The sequence below is a fragment of the Chryseobacterium sp. Tr-659 genome, from assembly GCF_011752975.1.
Taxonomy (GTDB): domain Bacteria; phylum Bacteroidota; class Bacteroidia; order Flavobacteriales; family Weeksellaceae; genus Chryseobacterium.
In genome coordinates, this window is sequence record NZ_VWWP01000010.1 from 131,952 (window position 1) to 152,380 (window position 20,429).

A 20,429-nucleotide genomic window follows, 5' to 3' on the forward strand; every position below is an offset into this window, starting at 1 on the left:
TCATAAAACACATCACAATTACTAACTATGAATTATTTTCAAAAGAACAAGAAAAACATTATTATCGGTGTTATTGCAACTTTGCTCATAGCAGCACTTGTTGCTTTGTGGCTGCAGAAAAAAGTGATCCACTCAGCCGATGATATTGTTGGGGTGGTTTATCCGTCTTCACTGGCGGTAGGAGATACGCTTTTGTTTGAAGATAAAACCCAATTTGCAAAAACCAAAAGATGGAATTTCGGAGACGGGACAACTTCAGATAAAAACAGCGGTATTCACTTCTATAATAAACCAGGGTACTATCAGGTAAGTTTAATCGTTGACAATAAGTACACGAAATCCTTCCCTGTAATGGTAAATGCTAGAAGCATTCAGAAACCGAGAGACACAGCAAAAATTAAATCTACCATTGAAGCGCCTACTCAGGCTATGCAGAATGAAAATGTACAATTCCGCGCTGTTTCCGAAGCCAAGCAGTTTGCCTGGAAATTCGGAGAAACAGGAAATACAGATTCTAAAGATAAGCTGGCTATTTACTCTTACAAGAAACCGGGAGATTATCTGGTTACTTTATATACAGAAGAAAGCCAGGAGCCTATCTATCACCGTATTAAAATCATTCCTGCTTACAATTCCCTTGCAGAAGAAGAGGTTTCTGTAGAAGATTCCTATGCAAAGGTGGATAACGATTTCAAATATCACCTGCAGCAGATTGCAAACGGAAACAGTTTCAATATGCACTATAATTATTTATTGAAAACCTATCTGTGTAACAATGAAAATACAGTAGTGAAGGTAAATGACAGCAAAGTAAATAACTTTTATATGTACTGTGCAGGACTTCAGTTTGACAAAAACACAGTGATCCAGACTGTAAAAGTAAACCTGGATGATTCACAAAACTGTGTAACTAAAGTAGATATCAATCAAAGCAAATAATATCGTCCGGTTTTACGGATGCGCCAATCATAAAAAGATTAAATAGGATGAAAAATAAATTTCCTCTAGCAGCATATTATATAGGGTTATCAGTATTATTGACGAGTTGCCAGGTAAAGCTTCCGTCTAAGAAAACCCCGGAGCCGTCCCAGTACGGACAGGTGGATACATCCCCTGTTGTGAACGGTTATCCTAAAAAGTCGGTTCCATGGATCGTTATTTCAGACAGATCAAGAAATACGGCTTATTTAGATAAAAATGATGAAAAATCATATAAAGAAGTTAAATTTCTGGAACCTCTTATGGTCTTGAAACACAGAGACGGAATGGTAAAAGTAGCGGAATACGTTCCTGATGCCTTAATGAAAAAAGTTTCGTCAAAATCCATTAAAACCTATGGCTGGATTCCAGAATCTGACCTGCTTCTATGGAGCAATTCCTTAAAAAGCGAAAAAACAGGATACCCTGTAAGAGTAGCTGTTGTACCAAGCAACAGCGAAGTGATTAGAAACGCTGAAAGATATTACAAGAATGACTCTATTATGGTGTTTAATTCACCGAGTCTTATTGAAACAGCTAATGTAAAGATTCCTAACGGGCAGATCGTATACGTTTATAAGCAGGCTGAAAACAACAAAAGATTTTTGGTAGGTAAAAAACCATCAATCGATATAGACAGCATCAGCCAGGGGCTTTACGGATGGGTAAGCTCCAATGTAATTTCTACTTGGGGTGAACGTTCAGCTATAAAACTTAAAAATACAACAGGAATCAATGATACGGCTCTAGGTATACATGAAGGATATCCCGGAGGATCAGCATCAGATGCCGAAAATAAAACAGCAATTCTTCTTACCGAAGTAAATAAAAGAACACCGCTGGAAAATATCTTCCCTGTAAACCTGCCGTTGGAAGAAACACCTGCTCCGGATTCTAAAACTAAATATTTCACCAATATCTTAGATTACAGCAAAAACTATGTTTCCAATGTTCTAGGTGAGCCTATTTATTTTGACCGTTACAGAGAAATTACGGAAAGAGATAAAAATATCAATATTGTTTTTGCGCTGGATGTAAGTGCTCCGAATGCACCTTATGCTCCGATCGTAAAATCATTATTGCAGGATTTGCAGCTGAGATTCGAAAAGCCGTCTTACTTCAGCGGCGTTAAATATGGAGTTGTTCTGTATAAAAACAATCCTTGCGGAAATAATATATCAGTATCCAATTTAAGCACGGATTATAGTAAGATCACTACATTTATTGATCAGAAGACCAATGAAATGAACTGCGCCAGCAACAGCGGCTACCAGCCGGTAGGAGAAGCGCTTTCTGCAGCCGGTAATCTTCTTTCAAATGTTCCGGATGAAACCAATATTGTTGTTACTGTAGGAACTTCTGCCAACCAGAGTGGTAATATGTACAGTGTGATCAGCTCACTTACCCAGGCTCAGGCAAGGCTGATTATGTTCCAGACGAGTGCAAGATCTTCCGATACTTATAATGACTTTGTATTGATGGCTGAGAATATTGTGACCAATACAGCAAAAAATATTGCAGAACTGAAAAAACAGAAGATCATCAATCAGTATGATGTTCTTACCAAGAATAATTTCAGTCTGGTAGAAGGTGATGAAGGATTTTTCTCACTAGCGTACCCTAAACAGAGTATGTCTCAGGGGTTCGTGATTTTTCCTAAGAAAGGCGATATTACTACACCGGGGTTCCTGAAAAAATCTGTTGACAGTCTTATTGCACAAGTTACTTTAGATAACCAGACTGTAGATAAATCCCTTAATGAATACTTCCATTCATCAGTAGGAGCAGGAAGAACAGATGTGGATGTAAAATATAAATATCTGTATCCTGGACTTACCAACCCGGTTTCTGCAGGAATTGCAGCACAGCTGATCAACTATGGAAGCCCGTTCCTGGTAAAAGGTTATATTCCAAAAGACTTAAAAGATTTTACACCAGGAATTGAAAAAGGAATCCTTATTTCAGAGTCGGAATATGATAACTTAAAAGCATTCTATAACGAGGTTTACAGAAACACTGAGCCTGATCGTCCTGGGTTTAACCAGTCAAAAGCGATAAAGGAATATGTGAAGCTGTTGAAGAAATACAATCCGACTATAAAATTCCTGGATAAAGGCGCTCTTTATGAATTACCGATGTCTTATGCTATCGGAATGAGTACAGGATTTGATCTTTCAGAAGAAGAACTGATGGCTAAGTACAAACTTAAAGGCTGGAGAAAATCAAAGATTGTTCCTAGTGAAACGGTAAGAAATTACTTCCATCACTATAAAGATTTATCAGACAGAATGCTGGCCAACAGAAATAATCCTGCTGTAAAAATTCAGCAGAACGGACAAACTTTCTATTGGCTGAATGAATACTTTACCCCAACAAGAATTCCGACAGAACAACCGGAATACACCAAACATTAATGAACAGTTAATCTTTATACAAAAAAGCAGAAGTTTCTATTTCTGCTTTTTTTATTCGCTATTTTTAAATATTTAATATAAATTTTTACACTATTATTTCTCTTTTAAGTGTAAAAAAAATATTTATCTTAAACATGGGAAATAATTTAAAACCTTTTATTAGTGGTAGTTATCATATATCTGTTAAATCTAATGTCGTAGAATTACGATAAGAAATCGTAGAACTACTACAATTTTTCAGATTTATATTGAAAAGTTTTTTTTAGAAAAAAAGAGACTCTATATTTGCTACACAATCACCGAATCACAAAATATTATTAACGATTAAATTTACTAATCATGGCAGAAAGAAATTCAAGAGGAATCTTAAAATTCAATAATGGAGAAGGGCAGAAGCTGTTAAAAATGAACTACAGCGTTTCAAGATCTACGGACGTTTCAGGACGTGTAGCATCAGATCCATCTAATGCTCTTATCAAAGTTACAGTGGAGGCTACTGAGAAATCTGACATCCTTGAAAGCTTGTTAAATGGCAAATATAAACCAACTGTAGGAGAAATTACTTTTAACAAATCTCACGAAGAAGGCACTCTCATCACTTTAAACTGGCAGAACGGATACGTGATCCAACACCAGGTTGATTTTGATGCAATAGACAGCAACAGCATGCTGATCAGTTTCGTAATAAGTGCAGAAACAATTGGCTATGGTACTTCTGAGTATGCAGGACTTTGGCCTTCAAGCTAAAATTAATACACATTATCAACATTCATAAGAAAAGACTGTCCTTATTTAAAGACGGTCTTTTTTTCCTTGAAATAGAATGATTTCATAATAATGATCAATGACAGTTTTTTAAGATCAGGAAATAATATCCGATTCAACAAGAGATAGGTGATGATCAAGATAAATACTCATTATACAGTCTCAATTTGAGATTTGGACAAGTATGAAAAATTTAAAAAAAGTAAGTTAGTACTTCTCTAATTGAAGAATTGGTTATCTTTATCTCGTTTAGAATAAAATATTTAATTTTAACAAAATAAAAAGAGCTTTTGATTTCCGGTAATCCGGAATGGAAAAAGACAAAGTCTGAACAGAGGACATCAAATAATCTGTAAGACATTAAATAGAACGCAAATATATTAATATAAGAAAATTATCAATGGGAGTACTAGTAACCAACGAAACAGTAAAGCAGTTATTTCACATTGCTCAGTCCATAGCGAAGGAAAATTATAATGGAACTTACGGAGGTCCACATATTCTGCAGGCTTTAATGCACAAAGATATCGGGCTTAATGAATTTCTGAAAAGCATAGATAAAGATCCCGGTTATTTCTACGAATGGGCAGATGTCCGTATTGAAGAATATCCCAAAACAAACCATCTCCCGGATGAAGTAAGTCAGGATGATGCTGTGGATGCTCTTATAGAAGAAGCCGATGATATTCGTTTAAAATTAGGGTTGGATGAGATTACCCCGATCTGTATTCTTACGGCGATTGTAAAGCCACAGGTTGTATTCTCACTTCAGCAGCTGAAATCATTGCCATTAAGAGAACATGAGATCTTCAATTTATATAGAAAAGATACACCGTTCACAGTTTCAGAAGATGGAGATTTTTCTTCACTGTTTACAAATGGTTCAGACTATACAGACGCTTCCTTTCCTTCCATTAAAAGTTATTGTGTAGACAGAACTGCACAGGCAAGAAAAGGAGATCTTGAAAATATTATCGGAAGAGATAAAGAACTCAGAATGCTGGTGGAAATTCTTTGCCGAAGAAGCAAACCGAATGTAATTATCATCGGTGAGCCTGGTGTAGGTAAAACTGCTTTGGTAGAAGGTTTTGCTATTGAAATTACAAAAGGAAATGTTCCGGATATGCTTAAAAACGGAACCCTTTTAGAACTGGATACCGGAGCATTACTGGCCGGAACCTCTTATAAAGGTGAAATTGAAGACCGCTTGAAAAAAGTGATCAACGAGTGCAAAAAAATTGAAAAAGCCATTCTTTTTATTGATGAAATTCATACCCTTTTAGATCCAAAAGGAAGCATCGGAAACGTTGCCAACCTTTTAAAACCGGAACTGGCAAGAGGTGAAATTACAGTTATTGGAGCCACTACCCAGGAAGAGTACAGGAAAATCATAGAGCCGGAACAGGCTTTCAATCGCCGCTTTGAAGTTTTAACAGTTAATGAGCCGGATGAGAAGACTTGTGTAAAAATGATAGATGTACTTCTTGAAGGCTACAAAAAACACCACGGTATCGAAGTAGAAAAAACAGCCCTTCCGGAGTGTGTCCGTCTGGCAAAAAGATATGCAAAAGGGAAAAAATTACCGGATGCCGCTATTGATCTATTAGACAGAACAATGGCCGCTATCAAAATGCTTGATGAACTTTCAGAAAAAGAGCTCCAGAGCTGGAAAGAAAGCTATGATACCATTTTAAAAGAAGAATATGCTGACAGTAAAGATAAAGCAGATGAACTGATCTGGACTTACAATTTGTTGAGAGATAAGATCAGTCCCATTCTTTGGGGCTCACTGAGCGAGCAGCCTGCCATTGATAATTCTATGCCGGTAGATCAGATTCAGAAGATCATTGAAGATACATATGCAGAGCTTTTACAGCATGCTGCTAAGAAAAGAGAAAAAGTAGACAGGTTGGAACTGGCTGCAGTAATGGCTGCCAAAACCAATATTCCGATTGGAAAGATTCAAGCCCAGGAAAAAGAAAAACTCCTGAATATGGAATCTCTTCTATTGAACAGAGTGGTAGGTCAGGATCATGCATTGAAGATCCTTTCTGATGCTATCGTAGAAAACCGAAGCGGTTTGAATAAACCAGGGCAGCCAATTGGTTCATTCTTCCTTTTGGGACCTACGGGAACCGGAAAAACCGAACTTGCAAAATCAATGGCAGAATTGCTGTTCAACGATGAGAAAGCAATGGTACGATTTGACATGTCGGAATTTAAAGAAGAACACTCTGCAGCATTGTTATACGGAGCCCCTCCGGGATATGTGGGATACGAAGAAGGAGGTATGCTTGTCAATAAGATCAGACAACAGCCTTATACCGTTGTTTTATTTGATGAAATTGAAAAAGCCCACCATTCCGTTTTTGATGTGTTCCTTCAGATTATGGACGAAGGTAAAGTTCACGATAAATTAGGAAAAGAAGGAGATTTCAGTAATGCATTAATCTTATTTACTTCCAACATCGGAAGTGAAGAAATTGTAAAACAGTTTGAAGAAGGAAAAGTTCCGGAATCATCTTCCTTGATGCAGATTATGTCAAATTCAGGAAGATTCAGACCAGAGTTCCTGGCAAGAATTACGGAGATCATTCCTTTTGCACCCATCACAGAGTCTATTGCAGAAAGAATCTTTAATATTCAGCTGAAATCACTCCATACTTCACTTACAAGATTAGGAATTGCCTTAAAGATCAGTGATGATGCCGTGAGAAATCTGGCATTAGGAGGATTCAGCAGTAAATACGGGGCAAGACAGATTTCAGGGGTTATCCGTGCACAGCTGGCGAGACCGATATCTAAAATGATTGTAAGAGAAGAAGTGAAATCCGGACAGACCATTCATGTAGATTGGAATAAAGAAGAAGAGAAGTTAAGCTGGAAAGTAGATTAATAAAGACGTAAAGAGCAGAAAGGTAAACATTGCTTTGCCTTTTTGCCTTATAAATAACATTAACAATGAAAACTATTGTCAGAAATATTTTTACAGGTTTAATGCTTTTAGGAGCAGGTATTTTTGTGAACGGACAGTTTCTTGCCGCTTCCGATACTTCGGAAAGCAGTGTGAAAAGATATCAGGGAATCATTAATACCAACAAAGATCTTGTAGAATTTATTGAACAATTACTTATTCAGAAAGGTCTTCCCAAGCATTTGAGAAACCTCGCGCTGATAGAGTCTCATTTTGACAGAAATATCACTTCAGGAGCCGGAGCAGTGGGTATCTGGCAGTTGATGACTGCACATGCCAATCAGTACGGGCTTACAGAACAAAATCGTACAGATGTTTACAAGAGTACAAAAACAGCTGTTATCTCATTAGGAAACCTTTATAAAAAGTATAACAACTGGGTAACCGTAGTAGCTGCCTATAATTGTGGTGAAGGGAATATAGCCAGAGCGATGGAAGCCGCCGGTTCAACCCAATACCATGAGTTTTATAAGTATCTGCCGGGAGAAACTATTAACCACGTAAAGAAATATTTGAATGCATGCTATGCTACAGGAGAGCTTCAGAGTGTTTTGAATAACTATAACTCCTCAAGAATTAATAAAGTTTTCTTTGAAGGAGACAGAAAAGAGACAAGTGCGGCTCTTTCAGAAACGGATATTAATGCAGGATTTAATCTGAAAGTGGTAGCAGACGAACTTAAAGTAGACGTTAATACGATCTTAGCATGGAACCCGGGAATTGTGGAGGAGCTTCAGAGAAAAGGAGAAAGCCCATTCTATCTGCCGGTTGATCTGATGCCTGATTTTTTACTGAAAAAAAATAAAATACTTGTACGCTCTATAAAAGAAGGAGGAAATAACCAGCAGTAATCGTATTTCACCTTCCTTTTTTAACGAATAAATCATAACAATCAGTTTTTTAAGCTGATTGTTTTTTGTATCCTGAATATTCATTATTGATTCGGTTAAAATTGACACGTTAAAGTGTCTTAATTTGTATTAAAAAGCCTTAATATTTCTCGTTAATGTGTAAAATTTTCATTTTATCTGTTTTTTATATTGAACCTGAAACCCTTTTCTGATGGTGTTTTAATGAGATTTATTAACTCTATTGTCGTAGAATTACGACAAGAAATCGTAGAACTACTACAATTTTTCAAATTTATATTGAAAAGTTTTTTTTAGAAAAAAAGAGCCTCTATATTTGTTACACAATCACCGAATCACAAAATATTATTAACGATCAAAATTTACTAATCATGGCAGAAAGAAATTCAAGAGGAATCTTAAAATTCAACAATGGTGAAGGACAGAAGCTGTTAAAGTTAAATTACAGCGTTTCAAGATCTACAGACGTGTCAGGACGTGTAGCATCAGATCCTTCCAATGCTCTTATCAAGATTACAGTAGAAGCTACTGAAAAATCTGACATCCTTGAAAGCTTGTTAAACGGTAAATACAAGCCTACAGTAGGAGAAATCACATTCAATAAATCTCACGAAGAAGGAACATTGATCACTTTAAACTGGAATAACGGATACGTAATCCAGCATGAAGTAGACTTTGATGCAGTAGACAGCAACAGTATGCTGATCAGTTTTATCGTAAGCGCGGAAACAATCGATTACGGTACTTCTCAGTACGCTGGACTGTGGCCATCTTCTTCAAGCAATTAAGCCTATTCATCATCTTAGTAAAAATAAAATTGGTACAGAACAGTGCACTCATTAGAGTATGCTGTTCTGTTTTTTCCATTTAACAATAAATATTTCAGGAACCCGGTTTTACGGGCCATGTACAAAGGTAATATTCCTATATTTTTTGATTCTGGATTGGCTGCTTAATCCGCAGTTTATTTCAGTTTAACTTAAACACAAGAAGCTATGTTTCAGGATGACAAAACAATTAAAGCAGATAACCCAAAAGCTAATATAAAGACAGAACCACTGAAAAAGACAGTGGAAAATGAGACTGTTAAAAATGCAGAAGGGAAATTAAATAAAGTGGGTGAAAAAGTAAAGAAAACAGTAAAAACAGGCCAGCAAGACCTTAATACTGTGCAGGGAACAGATATGTTTATGAATCAAACGCTGGTTCCCAATAATCCATCTATTGTAGAGAATAAAGTGTGGGCAAAACAGCCTACCTCAAAAATACATAATGCCGAAGCCATTCCCAAAAGCTTTATTGCAGGAATTAATCGTGTAGTGAAGCTGGATGTGGTAATTGAAGGGCAGATTATCAAGCATTTTAAACATTTTAAACTGATTCAGAGTGCAGCCAGGCACCATGAATTCAGCCTTATGCTGGCTCATGATTCTTTGGGCAATGCTGAGAATCATAATCTGGAAGAAGCTCAGAACTTTCTGGGGAAAAGAATTACAGTGGTCTTCAAATATAAAGATGTTGAAAAAGGAGCCGAACGTAATTTTGTAGGCGTAGTGACGGAAGTTGGTTTCAGCCAGGAAAAAGGAAGCCTGGGAAATATAGTGCTTAAAGGCTATAGTCCCACCATCCTTTTGGATGCTGCACCTCATATCCAGAGCTTTGGGGGTGCCCAGCCAGTCAGTTTGAACAGTATTGCTGATCACGTGATTAAAGAAGGACTGGGACAAAGTAAGTTTGATTTTAGAATTGATGCCCAGCACGGCAATGTTTCTTACAGCTCACAATACGAAGAAACCCATTATAACTATCTTGCCAGAATTGCTGAAGCTTATGGAGAGCAGTTCTATTATGATGGCGAAGTATTGCACTTCGGAAAACTCCCTCCACAGGAAAAACCGGTAAAACTTACCTATGGAAGCAGTGTAAGCGATATTGCTATCAAAATGAAAGCTCAACACGTAAGCCCTAGTTTTTATGGGTATAACAGCAGTAAAAACGAAAAGCTGAAAGGCGGAAGCTCAAAGATCAGCCATACATCAGATATTGCAAAACGTGCCTATGAAATTTCAGAGAAAACTTTTACGACACCATCCCTGAGAGTAGCACCCATCAAGGCCATTTCATTTATGGATATTGATGCTTCCCAAAAAGGAACAGCAGGAAGTAAGGCCTCTGAAGTTTTTATCACTTCCGGAATAACTACTGTGCCTTTCCTGTACCCGGGATGCACTGCTGATATTGAAATGAGAAAAACCGGAAGTAATGATACATCTTATTTTACCAAACTGATGATCATTGAGGCGACACATGAAGTAGATGCCAGAGGACATTATGAAGGTCAATTTGAAGCCATTGCTGCAGATACCGGATTCATACCCCGTCCGGAATTTGATACTCCAAGAGCAGAAGCACAGTTTGCAAAAGTTATTTCCAACACGGATCCTCTGAATCAGGGGAGAGTTCAGGTACAATTTGACTGGCAGAGCGGCCCGGATACTACAGAATTTATCCGTGTTATGTCTCCCGATGCGGGAAGCAGTGAAAAAGTCAATAAAAATCGTGGTTTTATGTCTGTTCCCGAAGTAGGTGATCAGGTGATCATTAACTTTGTACATCAGCATCCGGACCGCCCTTTTGTGATGGGAGGAATGTTTCACGGGAATATCGGTGCAGGAGGTGGAGTCGGAAACAATGTAATGAGCTTTAGCGGAAGAAGCGGCGCAGAACTAAAGTATGACAACGGAGCCGGTTCCATGAACCTTAAAGATCAGGGCGGAGCCAATATGTTTTTTGACGGAGCCGGAAATGTAATGCATAATGCCAATAATAACAGTACCAAAACTGTTGGTAATGATAAAACAGACAAAGTTGGTAATAATAAAAAGCTTGAAGTAGGATGTGATCATATTGCAGATGTGGGAAACACTCATAAAGTAGCTGTAGGAGGTGAAAACAGTGTTTTTACTATGAATAAGGCAGGAATAATTGATTTATCCGGGGTCAAAAATATAACAATTAAAGTTGGAAACAGCAAAATTGAGATTAGCCAAACCAAGATTTCAATTACAAGTAGTGAAGTGGAAATTAAAGGAAGTGGAACCTCAAGAGCCCACTTTAAAGGAAATACCACAATTGAAGGAGGTCAAATTATAGAAAATTAAATTGAATATTGGAACTGCATAAATATTATATAAAAAGAACAGACACTTTTTCCTCAATTGCTCAGGAGCTTGGATTAATAATTTCTGAACTGAAAGAATTCCATAATAATAACTCCAGACCGCATGAATGGATAAAGGGAGATAATACTTTGCCTACATGGCTGGAATATATTATCATCCCGGATTCTGTAGATATTCTTAAAAAAAATAAAGAAGATTTATTCTCTACAGAGAAAGTTATACTTATACAGAAGGAAATTGAAAAAAGCCAGTATACCATTCTGCAAACAATAGATCTACAGGTTGCAGGAAGCAGTATGATAGATTCTGAGACAGAAATAATCTGGGATTTTAATAAAACAAAAAAAGAGAATTATTTTTACGGAGATATTATTCAGAAATCGCATCAGGTAAAATATATTAAATCTATTTACCGGCAGTTTGCAGAGTATATGCAGAAATTTAATAAACCATTGGAGCATCTGAATATTGAACTTTTTCCTGAAGGTAATATTAAATCTCTGATTAATCAGGATGAGATAAAGCAAGCCTGGAATGTCTTAAAAGAAAATTTAAAGCCTGAACTTGGAAATACTTTCGAAGAAAAAAATATGATTGAAGGTGGAGATAATGATTTTAGTAATACCCTGCCTTTGATAAAAAATAATGTTCTCTATACTCTGTTTTTTAATGATCTATTTTATGAGTATTCTGAACTTAATACTTTTATTGAACTTGACAAACATGAATATATCTCACAAATATTTGCCAATGAAAAAGTGATTCTTTCTAAGAAACGGAAGGTGGAGAGAGAAGGGAATATTGTTAAAATAAAGTTTTACTCCGAGTCTGATTCAGATAAAAACGGACATTTAAGAGAGATTTACAATACAAAATTGAAAGACTTTTTGCAAGAGCCTTATAGCTATTCATTAACATGGTCTTTGGAATATCATTTTGATGTTCTACAAAGTAAAATGTTATTGTGCCATTCTAAAATCAAAGAACAGGCATCTGCTAAGTATAGTCACTTAACTGAACACAAAATAGAACTTACAAAAATCAACAAAAATGGCTAAATTATATGTACCGGATGGAGCATGGTTAGTATGCTCTAATGGGATGAAAAAACAACAGATAAAAGTAACTAGCCAGGGAAAGGTGACGATTGCGGGAGGCTATCTGAAAGCAACGGTAGATGACAGACCGGGTGGAAACTTCATGTGTGGTAAGATGATTGTGGCAGGAGCAATTATTGGAGCAGTAGTAGGTCTCGCTCTCGTTGCAGGATCTGTATTGTCAGGAGGTGCATTGGCTGTTGCAGCCGTTGCCGCTGCTGGAGCTGCCGCCGGAGCCGGAGTATCATTAATCCCGTCAATTTGTGGAATGTTACTTCATAGCTGGACTCCTTTCGATACCAATGTATTAACTGTAGGAAAAAATCCGCTTTTAGAAAATTCACAAATACCATGTCGCTTAGGAGGAAATGTGATGATACTTTATTCTGAAAAAGCAGCCGATGAATTTACTGACCTTACACTAGGAAAAACGCTTATAAATACGGTAGGAGTAATAGCTCTTTCCTATATTTTATATCCTGCATTGGCGGCAATAGGAACAACGGCAGTTACCGCCCAAACTACTTTTGCTACTTTCGGAGCTGCTGCCGGCTGGAATTATCTGGGAGGAGCTGTATTGGCAACAGGAACTGCTTATGGTATTGGATGGGGAATAGATCAGGCTAAAGGAGGGTTATATTCTGTTGTTCCAACCGGTGACGGAAATACAGTTAAAACATATGTGGATGGGTTTGAATCCGATCCTGAAGAAATAGTAAAAAATTATAAAATAGCCAATTCTAATGGGGATAAAGCCCTTTATGAACATACAAATGATGTAGGAGGAGCTGCTGGAGTCGGAAAGGAGACAGTCGGAAACAGAACATCAACATATTATGAACAGACAAGTTCACAATCTATACGACTGGATGATATTGAGGAAAGAGGAGCTGTACAGACTTCTTCAGCAAACAGAATAAACGGAGCTATTCCAGGAAGAAACCCTAATGTGGGCGACCCCTATAGAGTTGTAACAGGATCAGACTATGGAGGCAGATATCAGGTAATTGAAGAAAATCAGTTTACTTCCAATTCTCAATATTCAAGAAATGATTTATCTTTAAAAGGCTCTAGTGGTATGGCTTACAATTCAGGGATAAATGCATTAAAAGATAACTTTGGAAAACCAACATTTGATCCTGCCAAAGGTGGGGCTAAAGGAGGTGTACAGGGAGGTGGCTTTTATATGGGACTACTACAAGATGCATATAAAGGAGTTACTAATTTTATCTTAAAAGGTCAGGCAGAAGATTTAATGAAAGCATTACAAGGTGAGGAAGCAGCAGCAAGAGCAAAAATAACAGTATTATCAGGAAAAGATTGATGAAAAGATTGAATTTAGATTTTTTATTAAGCTTTTTTATATATTGTTGGGTATTATATACTCTTTACACTGTGATAATATCCTTTTACGATTTATCTCATATAAAACATATAACCTGGAAACAGGCCGAAAATCAAAGTACTGTATATTCAAGCAGAAGAAGTACGACGGTTACTTATAATTTTGTTAAGGATAATATAAGAATCAGTCGTAAATATCCTGGAATTTTTGAAGGTATAAATACTTGGATGTGGGGAATTAATAAAGATGATGATAAGGTAGATATTGCATTTTATATCAGAGAGAAAGATAATGAAAGAATTGAAAAACATGAAATTAAACATAGGAGAGATATCTTTGGAGGTGAATTGAACGAATTAGAATCAATTCCTTTCTTTGGACTTCGAAAAATCGATGTTAAAATAAATAGATTCTTTTTATTATCAGATATTTGGAAATATAATTACCGTTGGTGGGTGTTTCTAATATTTTTACTGACTCCTCATTTATTAATTTTATTGGCTAAAAAGACAGGATTATTTCAAGTTGATGAAACTGAGAATAAATTAAAACATACAGGAATTAATGACTATATTTTTTGGACATTATCAATTATAAACATTATCAATTTCCTTATATAATATAGAATGAAAAAAATCTTACAAATAGCTATCGGAATAGTAGCATTAGGTCTTATCATAGTAATTGCTAAAAACGCACTTTTTACAGATGGAGATACTCAGTTTTATAATGATGGTTGGGCAGCCCATGAAAAAGGACAATATGAGTTGGCAACATTTTATTTTAAAAGAGTAAACAAAACGGAATATCCGGATATTCCAATGGCATTAGGATCTTCATATTTAGAATTGAAAGATTATGGCAATGCAATAACTAACTTTCAAGAAGCATATAAAAATAGAAAATTGTACAGCAATGAAGATTTTAGTAAGATACTAAATTCTTTAGGATATTGCTATCTTCAGACAGGAGACCTGAATAATGCAAGATATTTTCTTCAAGAGGCCGAAAAATCAGGAAATCCAAATAGTAAACGAAATCTACAGATTGTAGATTCATTGGAGCAGAAAAAAAAATAAATTTTTATCATTATAAGCATTTCATTTTTTACAAGTTAAAAAAATAGAAAAAAGTGAAATAAGATGTAATTAAGAATAAATAGAATTAAAATCCGCTGAGGTAAATGATAAAAAAGATAATACAAATAATAATAGGAGTAATTGCACTGGGCTTTTTAATCGTAATTATTAAAGACAACTTTTTTACTGATGCCAATACAAAATCATATAATGATGGCTGGGACGCTTATGACAAACAACAGTATGAGATGGCTATCTTCAACTTCAATCATGTTGATCCAGTTAAAAAGCCTGATGTTTTAGTTGGGCTAGGCTCTTCATATCTAAAAATAGGAGATTATAAAAATGCAATTCAAAATTTACAGAAAGCTTATGATATTGGTTATGGAAAAGGGACTCAGGATTATGAAAAGGTTTTAATCTCTTTAGGAATGAGCTATTCGTACTCCGGAGATATTCAAAAAGGGAAACAATATTTAGAAAAAGCCAGACAGCTGGGAGCTTCCAATTTGGATATTAATTTTAAAATATTAGATTCATTAGAACAAAATCAAAAAATAAAATAAGAGACCTGAAAAGGTCTTTTTTTATATCGATATTAGCATTGTATACTGTTTTATAAACAGTCGTCAATATAATTATATATCTCTTTTTAGTGTCATAAAATTTATTTTGTTTCTTTATTTTGGTTGAGTTTAATGTATTTAAATATAGTATTTTAAGTTGATTTTTAACTCTATTGTCGTAGAATTACGACATGAAATCGTAGAATTACTACACTTTTTCAGATTTCAGTTCAAAAGCTTTTTTTTCAAATATGGGTAGGGTATCTTTGTTATATAATTATTGAATAACAATTTATTACTAACGATTAAAATTTACAATCATGGCAGAAAGAAATTCAAGAGGAATCTTAAAATTCAACGGAGGAGAAGGTCAGAAACTGTTAAAAATGAATTACAGTGTATCAAGATCTACAGACGTATCAGGACGTGTAGCATCAGATCCTTCTAACGCATTAATCAAGGTGACAGTAGAAGCTACTGAAAAATCCGACATCCTTGAAAGCTTGTTAAACGGTAAATACAAGCCAACAAAAGGAGAAATCACATTCAACAAATCTCACGAAGAAGGAACATTGATCACTCTAAACTGGGAAAATGGATATGTGATCCAGCACGAAGTAGACTTTGACGCAGTAGACAGCAATAGTATGCTGATCAGCTTCGTAATAAGTGCTGAAACAATTGATTACGGTACTTCTCAGTACGCTGGATTATGGCCTTCAACAGGTGTATAATAAGAACTTAAAAGTAAAGAGAACAGTACGCCATTGGTGTGCTGTTCTTTTTTGATATAATATCAATATTGAATTTTGCTTCGCAAGTGAATAGTAAATATTTTCAAAGTAAAAAATTGACAGCAAAGCTAATTGACTATTCACCATTGCCAATTACTCCATCCATTTTTCCTTTTCAACTTTCCCATCTCAGCTTTCATCTTATTCTCCTATTTTCATATATTTGTTCATTATAGATAATATGGACGCAACACACGATAAAAGGCTGTTTCTCATCGATGCTTATGCGATGATTTTCAGAGGATATTACGCATTGATCAGGAATCCAAGACTCACCAGTAAAGGACTGGATACTTCTGCCATCTTTGGTTTTACGAACTCTTTGATCGAATTGATCAGAAGAGAAAGACCTACTCACCTGGCGGTTGTTTTTGATGTTGGGCAGGCCAGTGTAAGAACTGATGACTTTTCAGATTACAAAGCTAACAGAAGCGAAACTCCTGAAGCCATTAAAATTGCTGTTCCATACATCCACAGAATCCTGGAAGCAATGCATATTCCGATTCTGGGAGTAGAAGGATATGAAGCAGATGATGTCATCGGAACCATTGCCTGTAAAGCAGAAAAAGAAGGATACACCACTTTCATGGTAACACCGGATAAAGACTTTGCACAGCTGGTGACAGATAAAATAAAAATTTATAAACCAGGTTTAAAAGGAGGAGATATAGAAATTCTGGGTGTAGATGAAGTAAAGGCAAAATATGAGATCGAAGATCCTAAACAGGTGATTGATTTCCTTGCCATGATGGGAGATGCTGTGGATAATATTCCCGGACTGGAAGGTGTAGGTGAGAAAACTGCGATGAAATTCCTTAAAGAATTTGGAAGCATCGAAAATCTATTAGCGAACACTGATAAATTAAAAGGAAAACTAAAAGAAAAGGTAGAAGCTTCGGCAGAACGTGGTATCATGTCAAAAAAGCTGGCTACTATTATTTGTGATGCGCCGGTAGAATTTCATCAGGAACAATACGATCTTGAGACTCCTGATTTTGAAAAAGTAAAAGAAGTCTTTGATGAAATAGAATTCAGAAGGCTGTATGAGAATCTTTACAGAGCTTTTGCTTCCACACCTGCAGAAACAGTTGTAGTAAGTGAAGTAGAAGTAAAACAGAGTCCGACAGCTGCAGAAGTGAAAGGACAGGTGATGCAGCTTGACCTTTTTGCTAACTTTGAAGAACTGGATCAGGCTACCTCTACAAAATCTACAATTGAACATAATGATCATCTTTATCAGTTCATAGACAATCCGAAAGCTCAGAAAAAACTCGTTGATAATCTTTTGAAACAAAAAGAGGTTTGTTTTGATACCGAAACTACCTCGCTAAATGAGCTGGAAGCAGAATTGGTAGGCATGAGCTTTTCCTATAAGAAAGGTCTTGCTTATTATATTCCTTTATCGGAAGACAGGGCTGAAGTATTACAGACACTGGAAATTTTCAGACCGTTTTTTGAAAAAGAAGATCTGTTGAAAATCGCCCATAATCTTAAATTCGATTATAAGATTTTAAAACAATACGACATCACCGTTAAAGGAGCGATGTTCGATACGATGATCGCCCATTACCTGCTGAATCCGGACGGAAGACACGGAATGGACTACCTTTCAGAAGTATACCTGAACTATAAACCGGTATCTATTGAAACCATCATAGGAAAGAAAGGTAAAAAACAAGGAATTTTCAGAGACGCGGATCTGAGAACACAGACAGATTATGCTGCAGAAGATGCAGATGTAACATTCCAGCTATATGAACTCTTTGCTCCGCAATTAAAAAAAGAGAATCTGGAAGAACTTTTCTTTACCATAGAAATGCCTCTGATGGAAGTGTTGGCAAAAATGGAACTTGCAGGAATTTCTCTGGACGAAAAATGGCTGGCACAGGAAAGTGTTGACCTTGAAAACGACCTGAGACAACTGGAAGCAAAGATCTTTGAACTTTCAGGAGAAGAATTCAATATGAATTCACCAAAACAGCTGGGAGAAATTTTGTTTGAAAAAATGCAGCTGGACCCTAAAGCTAAAAAAACAAAGACAGGGCAATATGCAACCTCAGAAGACGTGCTTCAGAAGCTCGCTTCAAAACATGAGATCATTAAACATATTCTGGAATACAGAACCTATCAGAAACTGAAATCAACCTATGTGGATGCTTTGCCTTCACAGATTGATAAAGAAGATAACAGAGTACATACCAATTTCTCACAAACAACGGCAGCTACAGGACGTTTGGCTAGCGTAAACCCCAATCTGCAGAACATTCCGATCAGAACGCTGAGAGGACAGCAGATTCGTGGAGCTTTTGTTTCCGGAGAAGGGAAAAAGATCATCTCAGCCGATTATTCGCAAATTGAACTTCGTCTAATTGCCGAGATCTCTGGAGAAGAAAATATGATCAAAGCATTCCAGGATGGCGAAGATATTCACGCTTCTACAGCAGCCAAACTGTTTAAAATTCCACTGGAAGAAGTTTCGAAGACACAAAGAAGTCAGGCAAAGACCGTAAACTTCGGAATCATCTACGGACAAGGAGCTTTTGCTTTAGCAGAACAAACCGGACTTTCCCGTACAGAGGCTAAACAAATGATTGAAGCTTATTTCGAAACCTATCCGAAGCTGAAAGAGTACATGGCTGAGCAAGTGAATAAAGCACGTCAGCTGGGATATGTGGAAACCATTTTAGGAAGAAAACGTCATTTAAAAGATATCAATTCCAATAACTTCGTGGTAAGAGGCCACGCAGAAAGAAACGCCGTGAATGCGCCGGTTCAGGGAAGTGCCGCAGATGTGGTGAAAATAGCGATGATTAAAATAGACCGTGAGCTTGAAGAGCAGCAGCTAAAAACCAAAATGCTTCTTCAGGTTCATGACGAATTGGTATTCGAAGCCCCTGCAGACGAAATTGAAGCTGCCTCAAAACTTATCAAAACGGAAATGGAAACTGCTTTAAAAACTCAGGTTCCGTTATTAGTAGAGATTGGAGTAGGAGATAACTGGCTGGAAGCGCATTAATTGTATTGAAACTATAAAGTAATAGAAAAGGCGAGCATCATAAAAGCTCGCCTTTTCTATTATAAATTGAATTGATAAAATTCAACAAGATATTATTTTATTATTCTGATCATTGCTAAATCATCTGAAGCTTTTACTCCGTATTGATGTTCCAGTTGTTTAATTTTTCTGTTGAGCATTTCTTCAGTCTCTTTATTTTGCTGATTAATCATTAAGAATTCTGCACAATTGATGATTTCGTCAGAAGCAAATGTCTTTTTTACTTTTAAAAAGCTCAGAATACCGTCCGTAGCAATTGAAATATCATTCAGACAATCAAAAAAGACTTTTTGCTGAGTGGCATACCAATCATCAAAATTTTTATGAAGATGATAAGCAATGTAGTCAGGTTTATTGTCTCTATCAAATTCAGTAAGATTTCCATTAATACAAATGACTCCGTCACCTATTGTAAGGATAATGCCTTTATCTATCTTGCTGTCATAAATCAAAATGATTAAAGTAGTGAGTAGTTCTTTTTCATCAAGCATTAGATGATTTTTAACAAATAAAAGTTCGTCAAATAGATCCTTTATTATCGTTTTGAGTTCTTCATCCAGATTACGCTGAAGATCTTTTTCATATAAAGCTTTATAACCTTTTTCAATAATAATTTTGCGTAAAATTTTTCCAACAAGTGTTGATGCGAAATGACTATCCATAGCAGTCGAGCAGCCATCCATTACTGCACAAACCATTTTATCAGAGTTAATTTTTTTTATAAGAAGATCGTCTTCGCAATGATGGGTGTGATAATCTCCAATTTGTAAAGTAGAATATATATTCATTTAATTGCTAAATTAAATATTCTAACTTACTTTTTAAAGATTACTTATGTTTTTAAATTATAACAGGTGGCTCCATAAAGAATGGAGCCACCTGTTATTGTATCATTATTGATAGAAGTGAGCTTAAATATCATATTCTATTTCACCTACATAATGCAGTGAGAATTCATCATTTTCTACAGAAACCGGATTAGGAATTACAAATCGGCTTGTAAAAATAATTGCATTAACCGGAGTATCAAGGCTCAATTCATTAAGTTTTCTCTCCAGAACAGGAAGCCATTCGTCAGCATAAGAATATTCCGAGAACTTCTCATAAATGCCCAGTGTTGCCTCTTCAAAACCATATTCCATAAAATCATCATCAAACCATTTGATGTTTTGTGACTCTGCGAATTTTGAAACATACTGATCTTCCGTTTCCTCTTCTATATAATAATTTTCATCCTCTTCTACGAAAGCATAAAAGTCCTCTTCATTCTTAAAATATCCTAACCAGAAGTGTGAAATTTCTTTTTCCATA

At 36.0% G+C, this 20,429-nt stretch carries 16 protein-coding genes; 14 read left to right on the plus strand and 2 right to left on the minus strand.

The window, feature by feature from the left end; translation table 11 throughout:
• Nucleotides 1–27 precede the first annotated feature (27 nt).
• The 14 genes from F3J23_RS19180 to polA all read left to right on the plus strand — a co-directional run bounded on the left by F3J23_RS19180 (nt 28) and on the right by polA (nt 19,079).
• On the plus strand, nt 28–939 hold the full coding sequence (locus F3J23_RS19180) for a PKD domain-containing protein (RefSeq protein ID WP_167032747.1): 912 nt from the start codon (nt 28–30) through the stop codon (nt 937–939).
• A gap of 47 nt (nt 940–986) precedes the next feature.
• The gene (gene tssR, locus F3J23_RS19185) at nt 987–3,392 is read left to right on the plus strand and encodes a type VI secretion system protein TssR domain-containing protein (RefSeq protein ID WP_167032750.1); all 2,406 of its coding nucleotides are present in this window, start codon (nt 987–989) and stop codon (nt 3,390–3,392) included.
• Nucleotides 3,393–3,731: 339 nt separating this feature from the next.
• The gene (tssD, locus tag F3J23_RS19190) at nt 3,732–4,139 is read left to right on the plus strand and encodes a type VI secretion system tube protein TssD (protein ID WP_167032752.1); all 408 of its coding nucleotides are present in this window, start codon (nt 3,732–3,734) and stop codon (nt 4,137–4,139) included.
• Between the two features lie 418 nt (nt 4,140–4,557).
• A complete protein-coding gene (locus tag F3J23_RS19195) occupies nt 4,558–7,053 on the plus strand; it encodes an ATP-dependent Clp protease ATP-binding subunit (protein ID WP_167032754.1) in 2,496 nt (831 codons plus the stop codon).
• A gap of 65 nt (nt 7,054–7,118) precedes the next feature.
• Nucleotides 7,119–7,982, plus strand: a complete 864-nt coding sequence (locus tag F3J23_RS19200; protein WP_167032756.1) for a lytic transglycosylase domain-containing protein — start codon at nt 7,119–7,121, stop codon at nt 7,980–7,982.
• A 389-nt stretch (nt 7,983–8,371) separates the two neighbouring features.
• The gene (tssD, locus tag F3J23_RS19205) at nt 8,372–8,788 is read left to right on the plus strand and encodes a type VI secretion system tube protein TssD (RefSeq protein ID WP_167032758.1); all 417 of its coding nucleotides are present in this window, start codon (nt 8,372–8,374) and stop codon (nt 8,786–8,788) included.
• A gap of 207 nt (nt 8,789–8,995) precedes the next feature.
• Nucleotides 8,996–11,161 carry a type VI secretion system Vgr family protein gene (locus F3J23_RS19210; RefSeq protein WP_167032760.1) on the plus strand — a complete coding sequence of 722 codons (2,166 nt, stop codon included), beginning with the start codon at nt 8,996–8,998 and terminating at the stop codon, nt 11,159–11,161.
• An 8-nt stretch (nt 11,162–11,169) separates the two neighbouring features.
• On the plus strand, nt 11,170–12,240 hold the full coding sequence (locus tag F3J23_RS19215) for a hypothetical protein (protein ID WP_167032762.1): 1,071 nt from the start codon (nt 11,170–11,172) through the stop codon (nt 12,238–12,240).
• Nucleotides 12,233–13,603, plus strand: coding sequence for a PAAR-like protein (locus F3J23_RS19220; RefSeq protein ID WP_167032764.1), 1,371 nt, complete (start codon nt 12,233–12,235; stop codon nt 13,601–13,603). Before F3J23_RS19215 ends, F3J23_RS19220 begins: the two co-directional genes overlap by 8 nt.
• Nucleotides 13,603–14,244 (plus strand): hypothetical protein, encoded by a 642-nt coding sequence (locus tag F3J23_RS19225; RefSeq protein ID WP_167032766.1) that lies wholly within the window; start codon nt 13,603–13,605, stop codon nt 14,242–14,244. Before F3J23_RS19220 ends, F3J23_RS19225 begins: the two co-directional genes overlap by 1 nt.
• A gap of 6 nt (nt 14,245–14,250) precedes the next feature.
• Nucleotides 14,251–14,703, plus strand: a complete 453-nt coding sequence (locus tag F3J23_RS19230; RefSeq protein WP_167032768.1) for a tetratricopeptide repeat protein — start codon at nt 14,251–14,253, stop codon at nt 14,701–14,703.
• A 104-nt stretch (nt 14,704–14,807) separates the two neighbouring features.
• Nucleotides 14,808–15,269 carry a tetratricopeptide repeat protein gene (locus F3J23_RS19235; RefSeq protein WP_167032770.1) on the plus strand — a complete coding sequence of 154 codons (462 nt, stop codon included), beginning with the start codon at nt 14,808–14,810 and terminating at the stop codon, nt 15,267–15,269.
• Nucleotides 15,270–15,589: 320 nt separating this feature from the next.
• Nucleotides 15,590–16,003 carry a type VI secretion system tube protein TssD gene (tssD, locus tag F3J23_RS19240; RefSeq protein WP_167032772.1) on the plus strand — a complete coding sequence of 138 codons (414 nt, stop codon included), beginning with the start codon at nt 15,590–15,592 and terminating at the stop codon, nt 16,001–16,003.
• A 241-nt stretch (nt 16,004–16,244) separates the two neighbouring features.
• Entirely contained in the window at nt 16,245–19,079 is a 2,835-nt protein-coding gene (polA, locus tag F3J23_RS19245; RefSeq protein ID WP_167032774.1) for a DNA polymerase I, read from the plus strand.
• A 92-nt stretch (nt 19,080–19,171) separates the two neighbouring features.
• Here polA and F3J23_RS19250 read toward each other — a convergent pair whose 3' ends face one another.
• Nucleotides 19,172–19,906: a protein phosphatase 2C domain-containing protein gene (locus F3J23_RS19250; protein WP_167032776.1), complete on the minus strand. Its 735-nt coding sequence runs from the start codon at nt 19,904–19,906 to the stop codon at nt 19,172–19,174.
• 123 nt (nt 19,907–20,029) lie between these two features.
• Nucleotides 20,030–20,428 carry an immunity 22 family protein gene (locus F3J23_RS19255; RefSeq protein WP_167032778.1) on the minus strand — a complete coding sequence of 133 codons (399 nt, stop codon included), beginning with the start codon at nt 20,426–20,428 and terminating at the stop codon, nt 20,030–20,032.
• Nucleotide 20,429: the final 1 nt, after the last annotated feature.

What these genes read in the sequence shown, in the direction of transcription:
- F3J23_RS19180 (WP_167032747.1), top strand. Translation starts at nt 28, where the DNA reads ATGAATTATTTTCAAAAGAACAAGAAAAACATTATTATCGGTGTTATT.
- tssR (WP_167032750.1), top strand. Translation starts at nt 987, where the DNA reads ATGAAAAATAAATTTCCTCTAGCAGCATATTATATAGGGTTATCAGTA.
- tssD (WP_167032752.1), top strand. Translation starts at nt 3,732, where the DNA reads ATGGCAGAAAGAAATTCAAGAGGAATCTTAAAATTCAATAATGGAGAA.
- F3J23_RS19195 (WP_167032754.1), top strand. Translation starts at nt 4,558, where the DNA reads ATGGGAGTACTAGTAACCAACGAAACAGTAAAGCAGTTATTTCACATT.
- F3J23_RS19200 (WP_167032756.1), top strand. Translation starts at nt 7,119, where the DNA reads ATGAAAACTATTGTCAGAAATATTTTTACAGGTTTAATGCTTTTAGGA.
- tssD (WP_167032758.1), top strand. Translation starts at nt 8,372, where the DNA reads ATGGCAGAAAGAAATTCAAGAGGAATCTTAAAATTCAACAATGGTGAA.
- F3J23_RS19210 (WP_167032760.1), top strand. Translation starts at nt 8,996, where the DNA reads ATGTTTCAGGATGACAAAACAATTAAAGCAGATAACCCAAAAGCTAAT.
- F3J23_RS19220 (WP_167032764.1), top strand. Translation starts at nt 12,233, where the DNA reads ATGGCTAAATTATATGTACCGGATGGAGCATGGTTAGTATGCTCTAAT.
- F3J23_RS19225 (WP_167032766.1), top strand. Translation starts at nt 13,603, where the DNA reads ATGAAAAGATTGAATTTAGATTTTTTATTAAGCTTTTTTATATATTGT.
- F3J23_RS19230 (WP_167032768.1), top strand. Translation starts at nt 14,251, where the DNA reads ATGAAAAAAATCTTACAAATAGCTATCGGAATAGTAGCATTAGGTCTT.
- F3J23_RS19235 (WP_167032770.1), top strand. Translation starts at nt 14,808, where the DNA reads ATGATAAAAAAGATAATACAAATAATAATAGGAGTAATTGCACTGGGC.
- tssD (WP_167032772.1), top strand. Translation starts at nt 15,590, where the DNA reads ATGGCAGAAAGAAATTCAAGAGGAATCTTAAAATTCAACGGAGGAGAA.
- polA (WP_167032774.1), top strand. Translation starts at nt 16,245, where the DNA reads ATGGACGCAACACACGATAAAAGGCTGTTTCTCATCGATGCTTATGCG.
- F3J23_RS19250 (WP_167032776.1), bottom strand. Translation starts at nt 19,906, where the DNA reads ATGAATATATATTCTACTTTACAAATTGGAGATTATCACACCCATCAT.
- F3J23_RS19255 (WP_167032778.1), bottom strand. Translation starts at nt 20,428, where the DNA reads ATGGAAAAAGAAATTTCACACTTCTGGTTAGGATATTTTAAGAATGAA.